Annotated in this window: 21 protein-coding genes; 4 read left to right on the forward strand and 17 right to left on the reverse strand. The window is 42.8% G+C overall.

The window, feature by feature from the left end; genetic code table 11:
* Window positions 1–4 precede the first annotated feature (4 nt).
* From MHI48_RS18450 to MHI48_RS18475, 6 genes are all read right to left on the reverse strand, one after another.
* A complete protein-coding gene (locus tag MHI48_RS18450; RefSeq protein WP_017687852.1) occupies window positions 5–430 on the reverse strand; it encodes a chemotaxis protein CheW in 426 nt (141 codons plus the stop codon).
* A gap of 24 nt (window positions 431–454) precedes the next feature.
* On the reverse strand, window positions 455–2,044 hold the full coding sequence (locus tag MHI48_RS18455) for a methyl-accepting chemotaxis protein (protein WP_340029118.1): 1,590 nt from the start codon (window positions 2,042–2,044) through the stop codon (window positions 455–457).
* Window positions 2,045–2,592: 548 nt separating this feature from the next.
* Window positions 2,593–3,273 carry a hypothetical protein gene (locus MHI48_RS18460; RefSeq protein ID WP_340017740.1) on the reverse strand — a complete coding sequence of 227 codons (681 nt, stop codon included), beginning with the start codon at window positions 3,271–3,273 and terminating at the stop codon, window positions 2,593–2,595.
* 207 nt (window positions 3,274–3,480) lie between these two features.
* Window positions 3,481–4,077, reverse strand: coding sequence for a cupin domain-containing protein (locus MHI48_RS18465; RefSeq protein WP_036613444.1), 597 nt, complete (start codon window positions 4,075–4,077; stop codon window positions 3,481–3,483).
* 139 nt (window positions 4,078–4,216) lie between these two features.
* On the reverse strand, window positions 4,217–5,173 hold the full coding sequence (locus MHI48_RS18470; protein WP_405141380.1) for an aldo/keto reductase: 957 nt from the start codon (window positions 5,171–5,173) through the stop codon (window positions 4,217–4,219).
* Between the two features lie 135 nt (window positions 5,174–5,308).
* Window positions 5,309–6,121, reverse strand: coding sequence for a helix-turn-helix transcriptional regulator (locus MHI48_RS18475; RefSeq protein ID WP_405141382.1), 813 nt, complete (start codon window positions 6,119–6,121; stop codon window positions 5,309–5,311).
* Between the two features lie 155 nt (window positions 6,122–6,276).
* On the opposite strand from MHI48_RS18475, the gene MHI48_RS18480 reads away from it, so the two are divergent.
* Entirely contained in the window at window positions 6,277–7,815 is a 1,539-nt protein-coding gene (locus MHI48_RS18480; protein ID WP_405141384.1) for a hypothetical protein, read from the forward strand.
* Window positions 7,816–7,935: 120 nt separating this feature from the next.
* Here the strand turns inward: MHI48_RS18480 and MHI48_RS18485 are convergent, their stop codons facing one another.
* Complete coding sequence (locus MHI48_RS18485) at window positions 7,936–9,498, reverse strand: FAD-dependent monooxygenase (protein WP_405141386.1); 1,563 nt, start codon at window positions 9,496–9,498, stop codon at window positions 7,936–7,938.
* Between the two features lie 125 nt (window positions 9,499–9,623).
* On the opposite strand from MHI48_RS18485, the gene MHI48_RS18490 reads away from it, so the two are divergent.
* A complete protein-coding gene (locus MHI48_RS18490; protein WP_405141388.1) occupies window positions 9,624–10,262 on the forward strand; it encodes a TetR/AcrR family transcriptional regulator in 639 nt (212 codons plus the stop codon).
* A 117-nt stretch (window positions 10,263–10,379) separates the two neighbouring features.
* On the opposite strand, the gene MHI48_RS18495 is transcribed toward MHI48_RS18490, so the two are convergent.
* The 7 genes from MHI48_RS18495 to MHI48_RS18525 form a co-directional block, all read right to left on the reverse strand.
* A complete protein-coding gene (locus MHI48_RS18495) occupies window positions 10,380–11,732 on the reverse strand; it encodes a glucoamylase family protein (RefSeq protein ID WP_405141390.1) in 1,353 nt (450 codons plus the stop codon).
* A 293-nt stretch (window positions 11,733–12,025) separates the two neighbouring features.
* Window positions 12,026–12,511: a hypothetical protein gene (locus MHI48_RS18500; protein WP_076317560.1), complete on the reverse strand. Its 486-nt coding sequence runs from the start codon at window positions 12,509–12,511 to the stop codon at window positions 12,026–12,028.
* 92 nt (window positions 12,512–12,603) lie between these two features.
* Window positions 12,604–12,981, reverse strand: coding sequence for a DUF3784 domain-containing protein (locus MHI48_RS18505; RefSeq protein WP_076317559.1), 378 nt, complete (start codon window positions 12,979–12,981; stop codon window positions 12,604–12,606).
* Between the two features lie 87 nt (window positions 12,982–13,068).
* Complete coding sequence (locus MHI48_RS18510) at window positions 13,069–13,449, reverse strand: hypothetical protein (protein WP_340935508.1); 381 nt, start codon at window positions 13,447–13,449, stop codon at window positions 13,069–13,071.
* An 18-nt stretch (window positions 13,450–13,467) separates the two neighbouring features.
* On the reverse strand, window positions 13,468–14,157 hold the full coding sequence (locus MHI48_RS18515) for a hypothetical protein (protein WP_405141392.1): 690 nt from the start codon (window positions 14,155–14,157) through the stop codon (window positions 13,468–13,470).
* A 53-nt stretch (window positions 14,158–14,210) separates the two neighbouring features.
* Window positions 14,211–15,518 carry an SPFH domain-containing protein gene (locus MHI48_RS18520; protein WP_047843479.1) on the reverse strand — a complete coding sequence of 436 codons (1,308 nt, stop codon included), beginning with the start codon at window positions 15,516–15,518 and terminating at the stop codon, window positions 14,211–14,213.
* A gap of 285 nt (window positions 15,519–15,803) precedes the next feature.
* A complete protein-coding gene (locus MHI48_RS18525; protein ID WP_405141394.1) occupies window positions 15,804–16,073 on the reverse strand; it encodes a DUF6809 family protein in 270 nt (89 codons plus the stop codon).
* A gap of 253 nt (window positions 16,074–16,326) precedes the next feature.
* Here MHI48_RS18525 and MHI48_RS18530 point away from each other — a divergent pair, with 253 nt between their 5' ends.
* Window positions 16,327–17,307: a serine hydrolase domain-containing protein gene (locus MHI48_RS18530; RefSeq protein ID WP_405141396.1), complete on the forward strand. Its 981-nt coding sequence runs from the start codon at window positions 16,327–16,329 to the stop codon at window positions 17,305–17,307.
* 83 nt (window positions 17,308–17,390) lie between these two features.
* Here the strand turns inward: MHI48_RS18530 and MHI48_RS18535 are convergent, their stop codons facing one another.
* The 3 genes from MHI48_RS18535 to MHI48_RS18545 form a co-directional block, all read right to left on the reverse strand.
* A complete protein-coding gene (locus MHI48_RS18535; protein WP_405144688.1) occupies window positions 17,391–18,413 on the reverse strand; it encodes a serine hydrolase domain-containing protein in 1,023 nt (340 codons plus the stop codon).
* A 239-nt stretch (window positions 18,414–18,652) separates the two neighbouring features.
* The gene (locus MHI48_RS18540; protein ID WP_405141398.1) at window positions 18,653–19,381 is read right to left on the reverse strand and encodes a DUF1361 domain-containing protein; all 729 of its coding nucleotides are present in this window, start codon (window positions 19,379–19,381) and stop codon (window positions 18,653–18,655) included.
* Window positions 19,382–19,410: 29 nt separating this feature from the next.
* Window positions 19,411–19,947 (reverse strand): hypothetical protein, encoded by a 537-nt coding sequence (locus MHI48_RS18545; protein WP_405141400.1) that lies wholly within the window; start codon window positions 19,945–19,947, stop codon window positions 19,411–19,413.
* Between the two features lie 361 nt (window positions 19,948–20,308).
* Here MHI48_RS18545 and MHI48_RS18550 point away from each other — a divergent pair, with 361 nt between their 5' ends.
* Window positions 20,309–20,950 (forward strand): spore coat protein, encoded by a 642-nt coding sequence (locus MHI48_RS18550; protein WP_051447307.1) that lies wholly within the window; start codon window positions 20,309–20,311, stop codon window positions 20,948–20,950.
* The last annotated feature ends 201 nt before the right edge of the window (window positions 20,951–21,151 follow it).

The following is a 21,151-nucleotide window of genomic DNA, read 5'->3' on the forward strand; positions in this document are numbered from 1 at the left end:
CTCCCTAACCGCCCAATATTTCGTCCAGTTTCAAAATGCCCACAAGCTTGTCTTCCTGTTGACCCACACCATGGAATAAACCTTCACGGTTACGACCATATCCGCCGGTTGGCGGATGTATTTCGGAATATGTGGTTACCTTGTTCACGCGATCCACGATCAAACCAATATATTCTTCCTGATGTCGAACTACGATAATACGCGTCGCTCTGGTGTCCGGTTCATCCGGCATACCCAGCAGATTACGAAGGCTCATTACACATACAACCTTGCCGCGCAGATTAACTACCCCTTTGATCTCTGGACGGCTAAATGGAATATCTGTGATGCTAAGCATTTTAATAATTTCGTGAATTTCTTCGATTCGAATGGCGCAAGTCTCTGCACCTACAGACAGTTCAATATATTGTTCCTTCTGAAGTGAAGACATCAATTCACCCTCAATTCAATTTTATTAATTTGTTTTGAAGGCTGCTGCAGAATTTGCCAGCTCTTCCGCCAGACGTGCCAGAGATTGGCATGTTGCCGCCGTCTCTTCAGACGCTGCAGCGGATTCCTCACTGGAAGCCGAAATGGATTCAACAGAGCTCATCACCTCTGCGGCTTGGGCTGCTTCCTCTTCACATGCTGCAGCAATTTCGTTTACTTTCTGTGAGGAGTTATTGACCATATCAATGATCTGATCAAACGCCTGTCCAGTCATGGAAGACTGCTCAACACTGGCTGCTACAGCCTGTACACTTTGTCTCGTATTTTCCTGCATTGCTTTGATGATGGCTGTAATTTCTTTGGTCGCCTCGCCACTTCGTTCGGCAAGCTTCCGGACTTCATCTGCTACTACGGCGAATCCTCGTCCTTGTTCTCCGGCACGTGCCGCTTCAATTGCAGCATTCAGCGCTAGCAGATTGGTCTGCTCAGCAATATCGTCAATCACTTCAATGATGTCACCGATTTTACGAGAATCATCTTCAAGCTTGGTCATTTTTGTATTAACAGCTTGCATACCTTCCAATGAAGTCTGTACAACAAGTCCACCTTCACGAGCAGTCTTCACCGTATCGTTGGACAGTTCAGCCGCTTCTTCTGCACTTGCAGCGACGGAGTTAATGGCTAGTGAAAGCTCCTTGAACAATTCGGAGATATTTCCCGCCTCACTGGATTGGCTTGTGCTGGTGCTCGCAATTTCCTGTGTGCTGGCTGAGATCTGTTCCGAAGAAGCTGCAACACTTTGGGAGTTCATCACGATATTGTTAATTAACTCTTTCAGATTATCGACCATCCGATTCAGTGCCGCGGCTAGTTGACCCACTTCATCTTTGCTGGATATGTCCGACTTAAGGGTGAGATTTCCGTTGGCAACTTCCGTAGCTAGACCCAGCATAGCCATGAGCGGCTTCGAAATGGAGCGAGAGATGATATATCCAATGAGAATACTGAAGAGTACGGACAGAACCACAAGAATTATCGTTACTTTAAATGCTTGTGAATAGGCAGCCTGAGATTGTATATTCGCCTGTTCAGCCATACTTTCATTAAGGTCGATCAAATTGGTAAGGAGTTCTACAATCCTGTCTCCTTGTGGTTTAAGCTCAGATTTAAGGAAGGTATTAAAGGCACTTTGATCATCTGCGACAGCCAGATTAGTTGCTCGTTCAAACATTGTTAAATATCCTGGATATTCCGCATCAAAATTACGGAGTAACTCTATTTCTTCAGGGGTTGTTGCAAGCGGACGATAGATGGTCAGGCGATCATTCACACTCTGACGGATCGAAGCGATGTTCTCCGTGATCCGAGTTTTTTCGGTTTCAACGGTTTCGAAGCTCAAATCACGCACGTTCACACGCATTCTTTGATAATCAATCTGAGCAGAGGATAATTCTTTCACAGAGATTAGATTGTTGTTATACATCTCTTGCATTCGTTCATTCGTACTTCTCAATGTTACTACAGAGTAGACGCCAAGCGCCGCAAGGATTATCGACACAACTAAAAACGCTGAGATAATCTTTGTTGCTGTTTTCAAATTTCCAAACCACTTCATGTAATCTCCTCCTAGGCATCGTAGTGTCCAGTTATGTATATAACGCTTGGTAAACCCTTCTCTTGGTCGCGCTCCAGACAACTTACGATCTATTTCGACATAAATATATTAAAACTGAATAGGAGATTTTTATTTCTATAAATTTGCACTATTATGAATTTTTATTTCAGATATAAAGAATCTTCTTTTTAATATAAATTATACTTTTTACCTATTAAATTGTTTTTTTCATTTACATATATACGTATAATCAACATTCTGCATTGACTTACACATACATCTCCATACAAAATTTCATGTGACATGATCTTCTTTTATTTATACAAGAAGTTATATAGTTCTTACGTCTAACAAATATCATTTTCCACAAAAAAAATTATGTATTTTTTCTGTACACACTCAACATTTCAAGACCTAAGTCTAATAAATACATACTCATAGTGAGTCTATTTTCCCATAAAAAAAACCAAACCCGAATCAACAAAGTTTGGTTCTGAAGCGAGAAAATACACTTTAAATTAACATAAAACCCGTTTAAAACTAATTATTTATGTGTTATATAGCTGCTCCAGTTCCATTAGGCGGTCCTTAATCCTGTGCGGAATAATACCAAACAGATTATCCCACGTCATGAACATCTCCGGTTTTAGTAAATATTCTTCGAACTCCATAGTAGGTACAAACGCTTTGGTCTGTAGATAACGCTCCACCTGAGCATCGATCTGTTCATTTGTTTCAAAATAATCTTGAAACAACTCATTCACAAGTAGCCCATCACATCCAGCTTCGGCACCTGCTGCACTATACAGATTTGGCAATAACTCAAATACAACCGGAAGTGGTGAGAAAGCATGTTTGCCAGGCTGTGAGTACAGACATACATGATGTCCAACCACATTGACCCGTTCCTTCAATAATCCGCGCAGCACCTTCCCATGAAAACTGGCTTCACAGTCTACTACGTCTCCGTCATGACCCACATAAACCCATACATGCTCCATTTCATACAGATGTCCAATCTCATAATCCCACCAGATTGCATATTCAATTACATATTGTACTACCTCGGTCGGAAACTTAATGTCCCTTCTGAACGATGGTGAAGGCCCAGATTGATGCAACACAGAAATGCCAACAAAATCAGGATAAAAGGGTTCGGCTCTGTCAAACATCAAAATAGGTGCATAACTCATTGCAGTTTCAAGCGTTTTCATTTCTGACATGTTCATTCTATGAGTCCTCCGTTTTTGTTGGATGTTCATACTATACTAACAGAGAACGTAACCCACTGACTCAGGCATTTTGAATTTTTTCTAATATAATACCAACCCCTCCATGGACTTCATACGATTATTACATCGACACATCAAAAAGCCTGCAACTAATATTCTCCAGTTACAGGCTGTGTACTTTGATAATGAATAAGGAATCTTGACTTAAGATTTCAGCTTATTGGATGGTGACACGGACGTCTTGGAAGGTGAAGTCGATTGATCAGAAACCTGCGTATCACACCCTATTGGAGGGCCCAGAATCGCATCATTTTTAATGGAAGCAACAGCTCTCGCATATGCCTCTTCATCCAAACAGTACGCGCGGTGAGCCACTTCCGGCGGTGTAGCTGCCAAGAAATCCGCTCCAAATACAATATCAGGCGTTGGTTGATCAAAGATAGTTAATACATATACATCATCTGTCTCAGCCACAAACCAGTGAAACCAGCCTTTCGGAAATACAACAACCTGACCTGGTTTCAGACGATATGTCAATCGTTCACGCGTAAACGGATTAAAGACTGACGCTGTAATTTCACCTGTGATGACCACAACCATCTCCGTGACATTGGTGTGCCAGTGTGGTTGCACAATGATTCCTTTGCTTAAGTACACGTTGAAGAACCCATTTGCAATGGTCGGCAGCTGTTCTCCAAACAACTGGGTTACATAGTTGCGTGAATCCCTCTGATAATTGACAACCGCATTGGAATCGGCTGCCAGCGGAACATTCGGGGCTTGTAAAATCGGATTCATCATACGATCATTTCTCCTCCTTGGGCATACATCTCATTGTTGTACTGTATGCCGGAGAATAGAAAGATAATACCGTTGACACATGTTATATATTGTTTTTAATCCTGAACTTTAAGGTTTCTTAGAATCTTGTATAAACAAACTAGACTTGACCAGGGAATCTGCCTCCGGCTGCAATGCCTTGTGGAGATATGTGATCTATCTGGTTCATCTCATCATCCGTAAGCGAAACCTGTAGCGCCCCTAAGTTCTCGTGAACTCTTTCCAGATTGCGAGTCCCTGGGATCGGAACGATATGTTCTCCCTTTCCAAGCAACCAAGCCAGAGCAAGTTGAGAGACCGTACACCCTTTTTGCTTAGCCATCTGTTGGATCAATCCAACAACCTCCAGATTTTTCTGAAAGTTCTCACCTTGGAAACGCGGATAGTGACGACGATAATCATCTTCCGGCAGATCGTCTATAGAACGGATCTGACCTGTCAGGAAGCCCCGCCCCAAAGGGCTGTATGGAACCAAGCCAATGTTCAATTCATGCAGGACAGGCATAATCTCATCCTCAAGCTCTCGACTCCATAATGAATATTCGGTCTGCAACGCTGTAATCGGATGAACAGCATGTGCACGCCGAATGATCGCTACTGGCGCTTCGGACAAACCAATATATCGAATCTTCCCCTGTTGAACCAGATCGGCAAGCGTGCCTATGGTCTCTTCAATGGGTGTATTCGGATCAGGACGATGTTGATAATACAGATCGATATAATCCATTCCCAGGTTGTAGAGACTCGCATCTACTGATTTTTTGATGTAGGCCGGATCTCCCTTGGGGCCCTGCGTGTGTGTTATACCAAATTTGGTGGCAACGATTGCTTTGGACCTTCGACCTTGAAGCGCGCGTCCAAGCAGTTTTTCATTCCCACCAAATCGCTGTTTTTCATACGCTCCGTACAGATCCGCCGTATCAAACATGGTGACTCCTGCATCCAGCGCACCCTGAATGGTATGTACAGATTCGTCATTATCCGGCATCATCATCACACCTAGGCCGAGCGCAGATATTCGTAATTTATCATTTCCCAGTGTTCTTGTTTTGAGCATGTGGCTCCCTCTTTTCATCTTGAAATAGAAACGTTAACTAGATACGTATGAACTTGAGTTCATTCTATTTCACTTCCGAGACCCCAACCACACTCTGTTTATGCTAGTAAAGAAATTACCAGTTTGATTAACTTTCTATATGGCAGCAGGAACGTAAATACAACAATGAATGCCTGATTGGCTGTTCAGATTATTCATGGAAAAGATATCGTATGCATGCACAACGCCATCTGCCCGATCCGTCGTTTCAAGCAGGACACGATTGACTTGTTTGAGTTCAACTTGGTGCAGGTTCCAGATCGTTCGGAAGTCTATACTTTCTTCACTCAATTGTTTCACGATTCTGCTAAATTCGGGGTCACTCGGATACTTGTCATAATACGTACGGAATACGGCTACCGAGTGCCGCGCGAATTCCTCCCAGTTGTGCATACGCTCCCTGAGCGCTGTATCCAGAAATAAAATCCGCATCATTAAACGCTCATTCACATTCATCGACGAGAAGTTGAAGAGGTTCGTGTCTGCAGCTTCATTCCAGGCAAGTACCTCAGAACGTTCATTGGTAATAAATGAAGGATGAGTCAACTGGCCAATAATGCTCTGCCACCCTGGCTCCAGTTGCGAATACGAAGCAAGGAATTCATGTTCCGTATTAGGGTCCCATAAGTCAAACAGATGACTCTTCTCTTCCAGGGTTAAACGGAGCGCATTCGCTATACTCTGCATCACTTCTCGTGAAGCCGCCAACTCTCTACCCTGTTCGAGCCACGTGTAATACGTTGCACTGACACCAGCCAATACTGCCACTTCTTCCCGCCGTAGACCGGGTGTTCTTCGCTGTCCATGAGATCCTGACAATCCAACTTGTTCCGGTTGAATGTGGCTCCTCCGTGATTTCAAAAACTCACCCAGTTTTTTGTTGCGGCTCATACTTGTATCCATAGACATCGTTCCTTTTTATAAAAGTATTCAAGCCTATTCGACTCTATCCAAAATGGTAGTCTCTGAATGACTTTGATATAATTCATCTATTATTAGTTCTGCAGAATACTTAGTTTACAAGTAGCTTAGCATCGATTGATGCAGAACGAAAGGAGCATAACATGATCCCCAATGTTGGAGATGTGTACTGCGTGTACGTCGAAAAATTACAACAATATACAGCCTGCCAGGTAACTGGACTGAAAGAAACAGAGGGTAAAACTTCTGACACGCTTGCCTCCGTCCTTCAGTTGGATTGGACTGGTGATCAACTGCCTAATGAAATGCATCTTCATCAGATGAAACCGCTGATCTGTAATTTCTATTTCTGGAATGACCGACTTGCCCATAGTTTCGTGAGTGCTAATGTTCCTTCACAGTATGTGCTTGCAGGCAACATCCCTCCTCTCTACACCGAGGAAACAAATACGTATGGCGGAGGCTGGCCGATCGGAGAAAGTCTCTATCTCCAGCGTGAATGGGAAGGTATCGATGCGATCCGAAGAGCGCAGTTCAAACAAGCTGCGGATGATGACGAAGAAGTGATGATTGGCGATCGTGTAATGCGGCGCAGTACGAGTACACTCCGCGATTTCAGCCCTACATCTTCTGAAGATGTAGCCGAACTCGCAAAGCTACCTTGTCTGACACATATTGAAATGGATGGATATACGGAATCAATCTTTCCATTTATAGAGGACAACCCGCTCATTAATGAACTTCATATCATACATCATGGTCAAACGATGCTCGATATCAGCAAGAGCCACCTGACCAGACTTATTGTGGATGTCAGTGGGTTGAAGGAATTAATTTTGAACACAAAGATGAAAAGTCTGAATTTCACAGGAGAGTTGTCTCCTGATCTGCGTATCTTGGCTTATGAAGACGGTAGATGCATCACTCTCAATGTTCCATCGGGCCTGCCACAGGTTACGGGTATCTCACGACTTGAAGGTCTGTATATCAGAGATATCACGGAGCTCAATCTGAAGCCACTTGTGCAGTATTATCCTGAGCTTTCAGAGTTGCGACTGTGGGGTAAGCCCGGCAATGTATCCCATATAGAGTCGATTCAGCATTTGGCAAATTTGCAGATATTCACTACATATGACCTGTTCGGCTTCAATGGTGAAGAATTCCCTGATCCAGAGCAACTTCCACATTTGGCTACGCTGTGGCTAACCAGCCTGCCTGCCGATGCAGCCAAATCGATCAAAACAAGATATAAAAAATCCGTTGCTGCCGGACTTGATATGGAAATCACCAAAGCACGCAAACCGGAATGGCTTGAAGAGAACCTGAACAATCCATTTCGGGATTGGGATGGACGGGACCACATCAAGGCGGCACACGCCAAAAAAGCAGCTCAATTGTACAAGCAGTGCTTGAAGGAAATCCGGCAATTAAGTCAAGATTTGAACAATCAGGAAGCTATACACAAACAGCTCGTCTCCATGGTTGAGAACTACACACAGACCTTCAACAAGATGGATGCCAAGACCGGCTTTATTGAAACTGTTGAGCGGGAAGAGATTTATGTTGTTCTAACGGAGTTGCTGGAGCAATTACAGCAGCATTTGGAACTGCGTCAAGATGATTTGGTTAAGGTCAATCACGAGGATTTATATGAGGTATTTGATCGTTTGAGGGATTTTTAGTTTACTCAAAAAGGGTCCTGTTATGAAAATGGCAAGACCCTTTTTTGCATGAATAGAATTTCTTGCACTCTATTTTCAATAAGACGATGTGACTCGGGCAGAACCTTGGGTCGCTCGATCCTATGATAAGCCACACAAATTCAAGTAATTCAGGATCGATGCGGTATCATCAATGGAGGTGCGCAAGGCGATGTAACCGTCAGGACGAATCAATACATGTTCTTTAATTGCGACATCGTAAATTCGATAAGCATTCCCGGCAGTGTCTATTATGCCTTCCGCCTCCTCCACCTTCGATGGAAAGATATAATGCAAATGGAGTGCATCGTTGGTGAAGTTCTTCAAAGAAGGATCGATGTAGTTTGCAAAAGCCAAAAGCGTCCAGTGTGGGCCGCGCAAGAGGTCAAAGACACTTCCTGCAAACCCGGTGCCTTGTAGTCCAGTAGCATTAGGAGCACGATCTCCAGGAAGTAAGCGGGTAGCATTTGTTCGAGCAGACGGACGGGTAAGCGAACTTGAACGATAGGAAATGAGAAGCCCGCTCGTCAGATCGTCGGATATGGTGCTCAAGGATTGGGACAACCCTCCGCCTTCAGTCGCCGTTCTTATAACGCCTCCCATCTTCTTAGTGCTGTCTTTGAGCACAGCCTGAGCCACTGGGCGGCGCTCCTCATCGTAGGTGTCGAGTAAGGCGGTGTCTGCTCCGTGTATGACAGCCGCCAGCTTCCAGCCGAGGTTGTATGCGTCCTGTATTCCCGTATTCATGCCTTGACCACCGGCCGGAGAATGAACATGAGCAGCATCACCGGCAAGAAAGACCCGGTTGTTTCGGTAACATTCAACCATACGAACGTTGACCCGGTAGATGGACAACCAAGAAGCATCCGTAAGCCGAACACGTCCGGACCCGGCGCGACGGTCAAACATGGCTTGATACACCTCTAGCGACGGTTGCTCTGGTTCATCAATGTCTGCCGGAATTGTAGCCTGCAGTTGCCAAATATCGGATTTTGGCAGCGGCGTCACCCCGACCATCCCCTCCGAAGAAGTCCAGATATGGATATGGTCACGATCTAACCCTTCCAATCGTACATCGCCAAGATACCATCGCTCATGATCATGTGTTTCCCCAACCAACGGTAAGTGTATAAATTTGCGGATATTGCTTTTGCCCCCGTCAGCGCCGACTACATAACGAGCACGAATTTGCTCTTCTCCTTGTGCTGTATTCACCGTTACCGATACACCATCCACATCCTGAACAAGCCCTACAGCTTCCATGCCCAACTCAACTTGACCGCCAAGCATTGCATATCGGTCGCGCAACGCTTTTTCCACATCAAATTGAGCAATCCAGACCGGATCACGATAGGGTGTCTCAAGTTCGGCGCTGGCTGCAACGGTAATAGTCGGCTTGTCCACACTTCTGCCATCTGCGGTATAATAACGAACAGGCAAGTCCACAACACCTGTATCAACAATGTAGTGAACGGCTTCCAAATCATCGATGACTTCAAGCGAGCGAGGCTGGATTCCTTTGGCGCGAGATGCAACGTTATACACGGTGCTTCGTTCAATAATACGATGGTTGACGTTTCGACGGGCAAGGTCGCAGGCAAGTGTAAGCCCTGTGGGTCCGGCCCCGACAATGAGAACGTCAACAACAGACGGTATGGTATTCATGAATAAAAACCTCCTTGATCATTGATTTGATACGCTACATTTGTTACACTACACCGTACAGTGTAGTTTGTAAAGCAGACTCTAATCCATTTCTTAAATATACATATAAGGGGGAAAACGTAAGAATGGATCATACGGAAAACAAGAAAATCCGCAAAGGCTCTTCAGACAAACGAGCTAAAATTATTGCGGCGGCACGAGATCTGTTTCTTTCAGACGGGTTTGATCGTTCCAGCGTCGATGCGGTCGCAACTAAAGCGGGAGTTTCCAAACGGACAGTTTATGATTATTATGGCGACAAACAGAACCTACTGCTTGCCGTTGTGGAAGAATCCAGTTCGGCGGTTCTTGTCATGATTGAGCAAGGGATTTCAGACCACCTCTTGAAATTCGAAGATCTTGAGCAGGCGCTTATTTTATTTTGTGAACAAATCGTAGCTTCTGCAAACGGTTCGTCCGATTACAAGGCTTTGATCCGTCTGGTTATGGTGGAAGCTGCCAACCTGCCAGACTCGTTTTTTGATAGGCTGGATAACGCAACTGAAGAGGGGATTATCAGGAGGTTTTCAGAGTTTGGACAAAACGGACTGCTTCATGTGATTGATCCTAAAATGGCTGCAAAGCACTTCGCTGCATTAACGTTTTTATTGGTATTCAATCAACCGGGAAAAATCGGGACATTAGATGAGGAACAAAATAAACATATCATCACTGAAGGCGTACGCGTCTTTCTTTGTGCTTATGCCCCACAACGTAAGTCTTAAAATCGCCATTGTAAACGCAAAACGGAACGAAGCATGCTGATACCCTGCTTCGTTCCGCCCATCTTTTAATCTTCGTCCCATTTCGTTAGTGATCTTGCTCTAATCTAAAGCAGCCCTTCATTGAATGGAAAACACTTCTTTTTTCAATAATTCTTCTGGCGTCTGCCCTATCACATCACTGTGAAAATAATCGCGGATAACGCCATCTTGAAGATAATTGGCGATCGACACCATAATCATCCCTTGATCCAGTGCCAGATAAGCTTTTGCAAGTTCTCCCGTTTCAATATTGACTGAGTCATAGAACCCATATTTGCCAAACATTTTGAAGTTCTTTAAAGCTTTAATGTTCTTTCGAACTGCTTCAGGGGCATAATCCAAAGCAAGGAATGTTGCGTGTGCTGTTACCGTTGCTCCATCTTTGTAACCTGAGGTACCTAACGGTGTTGCTGCAAACTCACTGTAACCTGTCGGAGTGGCAGAAGGTGAGAAGCCCCATGCGGCATACCCTTTTTCTTTGGCGTATTCGATCTGCAATTCGACATGACGCTGGTTGTTCAATCCCAAAGCTTGAGTACCCAGGTCTTTTTCCTTTATGACCATACCGGGCATAAGAGCTTCAAACATACTGCCTCCCCAGCTTGGCACGAACTTTTTATCCTTGTATACATAACTTCCTTCAAACACATCCACTCCATCGTACTTAACGGATTTGCCTTGAGGAATCTGAGCTTGCCAATCCCATTCTTGAGGTAATGTGCGATACATCTTCCACCAATGATCTTGAGGAACATCACCTTTCCCAATAGCAATATAGCTGCCTACACGTGGTTCCGTATAAAACATCCCATAATGGTGGTCCGTCAGCGCGCCTTTAGCCACATCATAACCGCCGCGGAATTGGCCGACTTCAGGATCATATAGCGGAGTATAATTCATATTTTCAACCAACTTGCTTGTTCCCCCCTGAAGTTCTTCATAGGCTTGCCCAACAACAATTAAACCAGCGGATAACCAGCCATTATCGACTTGGGAAATAAATTGGCCCCAATCTTTCTTCACCGAACCGTCATCCGTGTTATACCAGTTATAAAATAGGCCGTTCCACTTTTCTAACTTCTCGAGGGAATTTATAGTTGTTTGCAGGCGATGTACAGCTTCTTTCTTTGAAATAATGCCCAATTGTTGCGCTGAAACGGTACTCATCATATACATTGCGATGTTTGTGGGCGAGGTACGTTTAGCTTCTTCTATCCCGTTTTCAGTGTGCCGTACTTCATCGTAAGTCAAGCCAGTATTTTGATCCGTATAGTCCTCAAAAAACGTATAGGTCTTATATGCAATCGCTTTCAATTCTGCTCGAAATCCAATTAAATTGCTTGAGTCACCTGCTGAAGCCATAGGAGTTAAAGCTAGATTAGCTAACAAACAAAAAGTTAAAATGAAGCTGAATTGTTTTACTTTTTTCATGATTTTCTCCCTTCAAATGAATTCGAAACGTTTCGTGTACATGTTATCATAATTTTCCCATTTCCGTAAACAAGAAAATAGAACGCTTACAAATACTGAATATAATGTGGCTTAATTATAAATGTGAAATTCGAAACGTTTCATTAAAAGGACCACATTAAGGTGATTCACGTGGAATTATATGACGTATTTGATCGTTTGAGGGTCTTTTAGAGATTCTAAATTGAGGAGATTAAAAGCCTGACTCCATAGGAATCAGGCTTAATCCTTTCTCGTATCCATTCTGAACCGTTCTAATTTGCTACAACTGTTGTTCCGCAATACTCGCAATCCGTTGATTGTTTAGGAAGCACTTTTGCCTTCGCCCCACACCCCGGGCAACTCACTGAAACAGGCCTTTGTGGCTCTTCAACTTTTTCTTCGACTTTCTCTTCAGTGTTTTCCTTATCCGAGAAATTGATCTCTGTATAGTTAATTGTATTATGACTACTGTAACTAACGGTATTGCTATTGTAACTTGAATAAGTATGCGGATTCACATTTTCGCGATCAAGATGACCTCCATAGTCTCCTCCATAAAACTTTCGTTCCGGGACACGCTTTTTCTTAACACGTTTTTTCCTAAGCAATTTAATACCAAAAAACAAAAATAAAAATTCAATAATAATAACTCCAATTATGCCAAATAGATCCCCACTTTTGTGATTGTCTGCATTGAAAAAAGCAATGGGTGTGCCAATTGCATACACCATAAAAATGAGCCCGAAAAACTTCCTCAATTTGATTCCTCCCAAACAAACTCTACGCCTAACCGACACACTACAAGTATCCGTCCGCTAAAACTGTTAAAGTCTATTTATGTTAGCTACGACTAAGAGATCCTCATTGTCGTTCCACAATACTCACAATCCGCAGACAAAGCAGGATATACCTTTACCTTGGCTCCACACCCTGAACAATTCACGGATACAGATTCTTGAGGTTCATCTTCTCTATCTTCATATTTCTCATTATGCTGATCTTCGTAATATTGATTATCATTAGAATTGTGATGGTATTGATCAGTGTTAGAACGAGATTTAGGTCGACCACACATTTTAATGCCCGTAACAAGTACGATAACCCCAGGGATAAAAAGAATTATCGTACTGATAATGGCTGTTTCTGTTCCCTCGGATATTAATATTAAAGATAACAGGATCGTCACAGACGAAAGGATAATGAATAAAATGCCAAAAAATTTCTTCACCGCGTTTCCTCCTTAAAACATCACACTCTACCTAGCAGTGTATATTACAAGTATCCGTAAAAGAAGTCATTTAGTCCGCTACACGGTTTACGAGATTCTCATCGTTGTTCCGCAATATTCACAATCCGCAGACGAAGTAGGATATACCTTTACTCTAGCTCCACACCCTGAACATATTAAGGATAAAGGTTCTTGAGATTCCTCGACTTCTTCATACTCCTCGTGATAGTTACCTCCGTCATATTGCACATTACTACTAGAATCGTCAACATAATGTTGATCGGCTTTAAGTTGAAATTTAGGTCGACCACACATTTTAATTCCTATAACAAGCAGAACAATCCCACTTACAAAAAGTACAAATGCATTGATAATTGCCACATCCGTTCCCTCGGATAGTTCGACTAAAGAGAACAGAATTGCTATACATGAAATTATAATGAATATAATCCCAAATTTCTTTTTCAAAGTTTCTCCTCCTGCAATTTATGATTTGCTTGTCATGATCTGTTGATTGCGCTCTTTCAAACGGAACTTTAACTGGGATAGTTGCGAAGCAAAACGTTCACTATTTACCAATTCCCCTGCTTCGTACTGATTTGCAAGCTCACTGTTCATCAATTCAATGTCCAACAAGATCTGACGGTCATTTTTCTCAAGTGAATCCGGAGTGATTGGGTCACTATACTTTACAAGTTCAATTAATGACTGAACGGTTTTGCGCTCCTCTTCCACAGTTAGGACGGAATATTGCACCATGGTATGAAGCAATTGCTGTAAGGCTTTTTCGATTAATTGTAAGTTTGCGATTTTTGTATGTTCATCTGTTTCATGACGGCGCGCACTTTGAATATAGATCATAATGATTCCGCACAAAATAATTGCGATCGCAATCGTTAACGTGTGTAACAATACGAACCAGCGAAGCGCATGATCTGCTGAACCTGTTAACAACGTGTAGATCATCACACAAATCAGATAAATACCCAATACTACACCTAAAGCTGTGTAACCTGGAACAAACCGTTTAAACCGATCCATATTTTGCATGATGAACCGCGCGTAGATCCAAATAGCCGTAATCGCTACATAAGAAGCAACGAGATTCATCCAAAAAGAAAACGACAGAAGCGCGTGATTAAACAGCGTAAAAGAAACGATTGACGATACTAACATGCATATTAAATAGACGACATCCAAAATCAAGAGATTGCTCCGTTTTACCATCACTATGCCTGTCCTCCTTCTTGCAGATTGTTTCCGCAATCGAGACAGAACTTCTGGCCGGGTTTTACTTCATGTTGGCACCGACTACATTTCAAGCTTAAACTTGTGCCACAGTTGCCACAGAATTTTGTATGACCGGAATTCATATGGTTACAATTTGGGCATGGGCTAGGCATCGGTTGATGACATTGGATACATTCCAATGCGTTCTCCGCATTATCCGCCCCACATGAAGGACATGCATGGTATTTGTCACCACAGTTAGGACAGAATTTGGTTCCCTTTGGCAAGGCATGTCCACAATTGTTGCAATCTGTTGTTGCTACCGATTTTTCGGCTAATGAATTGCCACATTTGCTGCAAAAAGAGCTGTTCTCCTGATTCGGATGATGGCACTGCTTACATATACTTACTGCAGGCGTTTCCTTCGTAGACATCACTTTAGACATCTGGGACATCTCGCCACTGAAAGAACCACCCAGACCAACCCCCATGCCCATACCAAGCCCTGCGCCCATAATGTCTGACTGCATGCTTCCTTCATTCTTCGCTGCACCTTCAAGCGTATCAAACGAACGTTCTTGCTGATATGTGTACCCAATAATATCCATCTCAGCTTTGCGTGCCAACGCTTCTCTTAATCGAATGACTGAAGGGTCTTCTTCAGGCAGATTAACATTGTGAATATACAGGTTGATTAACTCAATACCAAATTCTTCAAAAGTAGAAGCTACCGTATCTGCAAAATGTCGTGATATCTCGGCGATATATGCATTGATCTCCAAAACACTTACTTTTCTATGTATTAGATATGATGACAACATGGAGTTAATATTCATGATAATCAACCCACGGAAGTAATTAATCATATTAGCTTGGTTAAACTCAGGCAGTGTTCCCACAAGCTTGACCAAAAATTTTCGTGAATCCGAAATTTTAATTCCCATTTGTCCAAATGTTCTTACGGGAACAATAATATTATACTTGGGATCCTGGATCTGAATCGGATTCGCCGTTCCCCATTTAACGTCCAATGCGCTTACTTGATTGACATACCATACTTCTGCTGCAAAAGGTGACTTCCCTCCGAACGGAAGGTTAACGAGTCGGTTCAAGATTGGGATATTTGCAGTACTCAACGTATGCCTTCCGGGTCCAAACATATCAAGTGCTCTTCCATCCTTGAAAAGAATTGCTTGTTGAGATTGATTCACAATTAACTGAGTCCATGTTCCCAGTTCAGTCTCGGGATGTTTCCAAGCAAACACATCAGGTGAGCCATCATACTTAATTACGTCAATAATCGCCATGTTCAATTCCTCAATTCAGTATTAGATTACTATAATTTACTATAAAGTTTTTTTGCTAAAACACTGATTCTACACTATTTCCTATATTTAATTGTCTTTAATCTACTTATTCCATGTCTAGGCATTGATATTTTACCATTTCTAACCTTAATACGCACTAACATAGTTCATGTTTCATATGATATTTTTCCTATATTTAGCATATTCATAATAGTAAAAACCTCTTCCATATCTTCATAGGAAAGAGGTTAACTATGTAACCACAAATTGTGAAAAACCAGAATATTAGCTTGAGTATCCACTCTCGATCATAATCAACGTCCCAATTTTGAAACCACTGGCAAAAGCCTCTTTTGAATGTATAGAATGAACTTGATCCATCATATCAAACAATACCTCGAGTTGTTTAAAGTCATCCTCCGAGAGCTTTTTCTGAAATTTTTCGATATAAGCTGTAATCTCCTTATGAATAGAACGATACTCCGAATCTTTAGGAACAATATTCTCCTCTGGTCTCAGGTTACCGTAATATAATTCTTCTATTATATTTCCCACATCACAGACCCCTTTCTCTTATACATGTCTGGTACTCTTCTCATGACAATTATATAAGATTGACAGACAATGCTGGGAATTTATGCGATATTCGCATGTGATTCTTATAGCTTTCATAGGATATCGCATTTTGCATGCTTGCTTTGACATAATAATGTAGCGCTTGTTGAGCCCTACCTCGTGAGTATGCTAAGATAATGGACACCTATTTCTACAAAATCCTATAACAAATCAACCGTACAGAAAGGACACTATGAATCCTTCATCACTGTCATCCAAGTTACAACAGATCGTTCCGCAGCTGGATCTGCGAAGTTGCCTCGTCAGCGTACGCGGTGAGATTATGTACGAACACTACCGCAACCAAGAGGCTGCGACTGATATTGCAAAAATCAATTCATGTACCAAGAGTGTGCTATCCGCGCTCATCTGTATAGCGATGGATAAAGGTTTGTTGCCAGAGGCATCAACCCCAATCTCCACCTTCTTTCCACAGTTGACATCCGATCCTGATCCGCGTAAACCTTCGATCACACTGGAACAACTGCTCACGATGACAGCCGGATTCAACTGGGACGAGTTCGGCGGGCAGAATTCATTCCCTCGCATGACCCGCACCGATCATTGGGTAGATTTTGCGTTGGAACAACGCTTAAGCCATGTACCGGGTACATATATGGAGTACAACTCAGGAGTATCACAGATCCTATCCGCCATCCTGATGCAAAATGCAGGTATGAACGTAGCAGAGTTCGCAGAGCGTTATCTTTTTGGCCCGCTGGGAATTAAGGATTACGAATGGGAAAGTGACCCTCAAGGTGTACATACCGGCGGATTCGGTCTTAAAATGTTACCCGTAGATCTGTTGAAATTTGGTCAGCTGTTTCTACAACAAGGGATGTGGGAGGGTGAGTCTCTCATTTCAAGTGATCTCATATCCCGTTCGACGCAACCTTTCATTACAGTCACTCCACCGAATCACGGCAGTTATGCTTGGCATTGGTGGGTGGATGTCTATCCGAACGAAAGGTCTGACTCCGAAAATATTGCTGCTGAAGACGACCAACCCAATCTCCATTATTATTACGCGCGAGGATTTGGTGGTCAGTATGTATATATTGTCCCAGAGCTCGAACTTGTTACGGTGTTAACCAATGACAAACGAAAGAAAGAGAAACCTCCGCTGGATGTTTTCCCTCGATTAATCGCCCCTGAGCTATGGAAAATGTTATAAACGCAGGCATTCTTTTTATCTTGTCTCATAAATGAACCCTCTACCTTGTGGCCATAACCTGACCATAGGTTGAGGGTTATTCGTCATGCCAAAGCTTCTTCGATAGCAATTGTTATTGGATACGGACCAGACTGTTGATTAGAGACCACAACCAGTTGTAGATCATAGTCCCGATACACGGAAGACATGAACGACACTCCTGGATCAAACCCCATGACATGAAATTTGAAAATGTCTTCCTCTTTACGGTCAATCCAGATACCCTGCCCATAATACTCTTCATCCTCTTGATGAGCATGTGGAGTTAATAACTGCTGTGTCGCCTCTTCATTCAACAATTGGTTACCCAGCAAAGCACCCCAAAATCGAATCATATCCGGTGCCGTAACATAGGCTCCACCATCTGATCCACCTTTGACAGGAATGGAGAACATATTAGTATTCCAAGAGCCATCTTCATGATCGATATACCCTAAAGCTGTGTTACGCGGAAGCTGATCTGTTACGAAATAACCGGAGTCCTTCATGCCACACCTTTTGAAAATGTGCTCTTCCACATAATCTGTAAACGACAATCCTGAATGTTGTTCCACGACAAGCCCCAGCACAATAAAACCCGCATTATTATAATGAAAACGTTCACCCGGAGCAGACTTCATTGGCAGATGCTGAAACATGGGCAGAAAGTCACTTAAACGCCGCATCGCGTAGACGGGTCTGTCTTTCCATAATTCTGAAAAGTCATCCATCACTTCTTCATCGAAATAATCCGGAATGCCTGACGTGTGTGTTAACAACTGCTGGATGGTGATCCCTTTGTCCCACAGTGGAAACTCCACATCCAACACATCCGTAAGCTTGGAATCCGCAGACAACTTGCCCGCTTCAATTAGTTGGCATATACTCACTGCCGTGAAGACCTTACATCCTGATGCAATTCCAAAGCGTGTGTCCACCTGATTGGCAAGTTCTTCACTGCGATTCGCATAACCACGTTTCATATTCAAAAGGGTTTTCCCGGCTTGCTGGAGTAATACAACACCCGAAAAATTAATGCTTTCCATTACTTCTTCTACTTTTGTTGTCAGCTCTACCGCATTCAACATTTTGTTGTTCACCTACTTGTCTATGTATTCATTACATTCTCATTCTTAATTCTTCGTCATATCCTGCATACCTGCCAAATTTTCATAAAAAGAAGGATTACTCCCTTATAAAAGGAAATAACCCTTCTTCATACAACGTAAGATTAAGTTTGACAAAGCATGCTCAAGTGCTGTTCAATAACTTGTTCCACTCGTTTTACCGTAAGTCTATCTAGCTGCATGTCTCGAGGCAACATGAATTAGCGTAACGCTTGCAGGTCCGACTCGGGACTTCCTGTAATCTTCTTCGTTTCACGGGGAGACCTCGTATTAATCAGATAGTACAATGTGGCATAGATTGTAGTGATAAACGTACCAAAAAACAAACAAAACGCAAGAGAAGGGCGACTTAAACTTTCGTGCATAAGTTCAATCAGCGTCTCGCGATTCGTCAGTGCATCCCAGCTATTCAGTCGATATACACGTCCAAGCAATACCCCGTAACTTCCCAAAGCACTGCCAACCAGTACAAAGATCCAGGATGCCCAGCGTCCAATTCGGTGATAGATCACTTCCTGAAGCTGATACATCGACAGGAATCCAAGCAGGAGTCCAGTCCAGACAAACATTAATAGAACACTTAAATCGTACCAATACGTGTAGTCCACCCCGTTCCCACCATAATACCGGGAACTTCTCGCTGTCAGATGAACCAGATCCGTAACAATGTAAGAAGAGTTCGGGAAAAATAACAACCACAGCAGACCACTTGCAACTGCAAGCCATGCGGCACCTTTCCATTTCACATCACTTAGAAGATAGGCTGCATAAGAGAACACAAAAGGAATCCAGCCCAAGAACAGATTCCAGATCAGGAAGCGGAAATAACGCTGATCCAGCCAATCTGCGGCTACGTAGTACAAGCCAAGCGTTACTATAGTAACCACACTAAGGAAAATAAATATGCGAATATAATTCAGTTTTCTCAATGATTCTGACCTCACTTGATAAAATTCAATTAGTTTCGAAAATAGCGGATGATTTCTTCTTTATTCTTTTCAACACGCAAATTCAATCCTCGTTTATCCTTTAATCCATACTGCTGTAATTCATGGCCTGGATCAAGCACCAACGGTTTCGTCGCCACATCGACCAGCAAGTCCATCGTCAATTGATAGGTTTCCCGTAACTTGTCCATCGGCAGAGAGGATTCATACCGTTTAATCAGCTCAATCAGACGTTCAGCGTACACGAGACGAACCATACTGTCCGCACTCTTCAATTGTCTCGATGCAAATGCTGTTATTGCCATAATAATACTGGGTTCTGTCCGATGTTTGGCAATCAACGCAAGCTCATCCACCGCATCCCAATTCATAATAGACAACTCGGAACTTAATTGTTGAATTCGCTCTCCTATCCATTGTTCTTCTAACTCTTGGGGTACGTCCCATCGCTTATAGTCCGCATACACGCCTTCTCGATGCATCTGTATAGCGCTCCCATAATGTTTGACGAACAAATCCTTTGCTACACCCCAATTGGTCTCTTCCATCTTAACCACCACCATACCTATTCCTGTTTGTGCGTATACTCCTAACATATTACATAAATTCACTACTCTCCAAGCATACTATAGAAGTTGAACTATACATTTGCACAAGAACTCAGAGGACAGAAACAAACTACAGAAGCGAAGCGTTCGCTAAAAGCTTTCTACAAGAAAGCTACTTCGGAAGCATAAGCTTATCACCGGATTTTCACCTTTGTAAAATCGAATTAAAAATCTGGGGATAACAGCGATCGGAAGGTTGTTCTGTCATCGGAGTGGCAAGTGTAAATATTCTTTCGTTCAACTTATATAGAATCATACCATTTACCAAAGGAGAATCAAATTTACAATGAATCCAAATTCGATGCACCCTCAAAATTTAGTACAACCTACATTGAATGCTAATCCAAATGTCACCCCTAACATGAATCATGGCGGCCATGAGATGTTCGATGTGCATGAGATTCTGTCCTCCACCATTAACGTGCTGGATCAATACATGATCTTTCGTACATTTGTGCAGAGCCAGGAACTGATTGGCATTCTCGACCGGCAGTACAACTTCATATTATCCCAGTACAATCTGACAGCAGAGTGTTTTGCATCCGGACAGAAGCCTCATCAAGAGACAGCTACCTACATGATCCCCAACATGGTACCACCGGTATATGGCCTTAAGCCCTCAGCACCGAAAAAGCCAAACCAGAGCTTGGCCGATGTAAAGGATGCCGGGATTAGCGGTCATATGCTGGGACTGATCAAGTCACATGCGAGTCTGCTCGGCATGTCCTGTAGCGAGATCACAAATGGAACGGTTCGCCGAGTCATCGCTTCGCAGATCCAGCATTTTATTGAGATGGCCTATGAAATTTTCATGTTCCAGAATAAAAACGCCTATTACCAAGTACCTCAACTCACTCCAAGTGATACACAACAGATGCTTCAGGCATACATTCCAGCAACCGGGGCACCTCAGATGCCTATTAACAATAAACCACTTCATTAATTAGAAAATAAAATCCGCTTCCCCAGAACAGTCTCTTAACCCTTTCGGGTTTTAGGGGCTGTTCTTTCATTATTTGTAATCATTTTCCTACTGAAGACACTTGATTCGCTTACCAGAAACTGGTTTAATCAAAGACAAACCCGTACATTTTCAACTTACGGATCATACATATAAATAGGGTGAAATGCCGTTATACGAGAA

This window comes from Paenibacillus sp. FSL H7-0942 (assembly GCF_045040715.1).
GTDB lineage: Bacteria > Bacillota > Bacilli > Paenibacillales > Paenibacillaceae > Paenibacillus > Paenibacillus amylolyticus.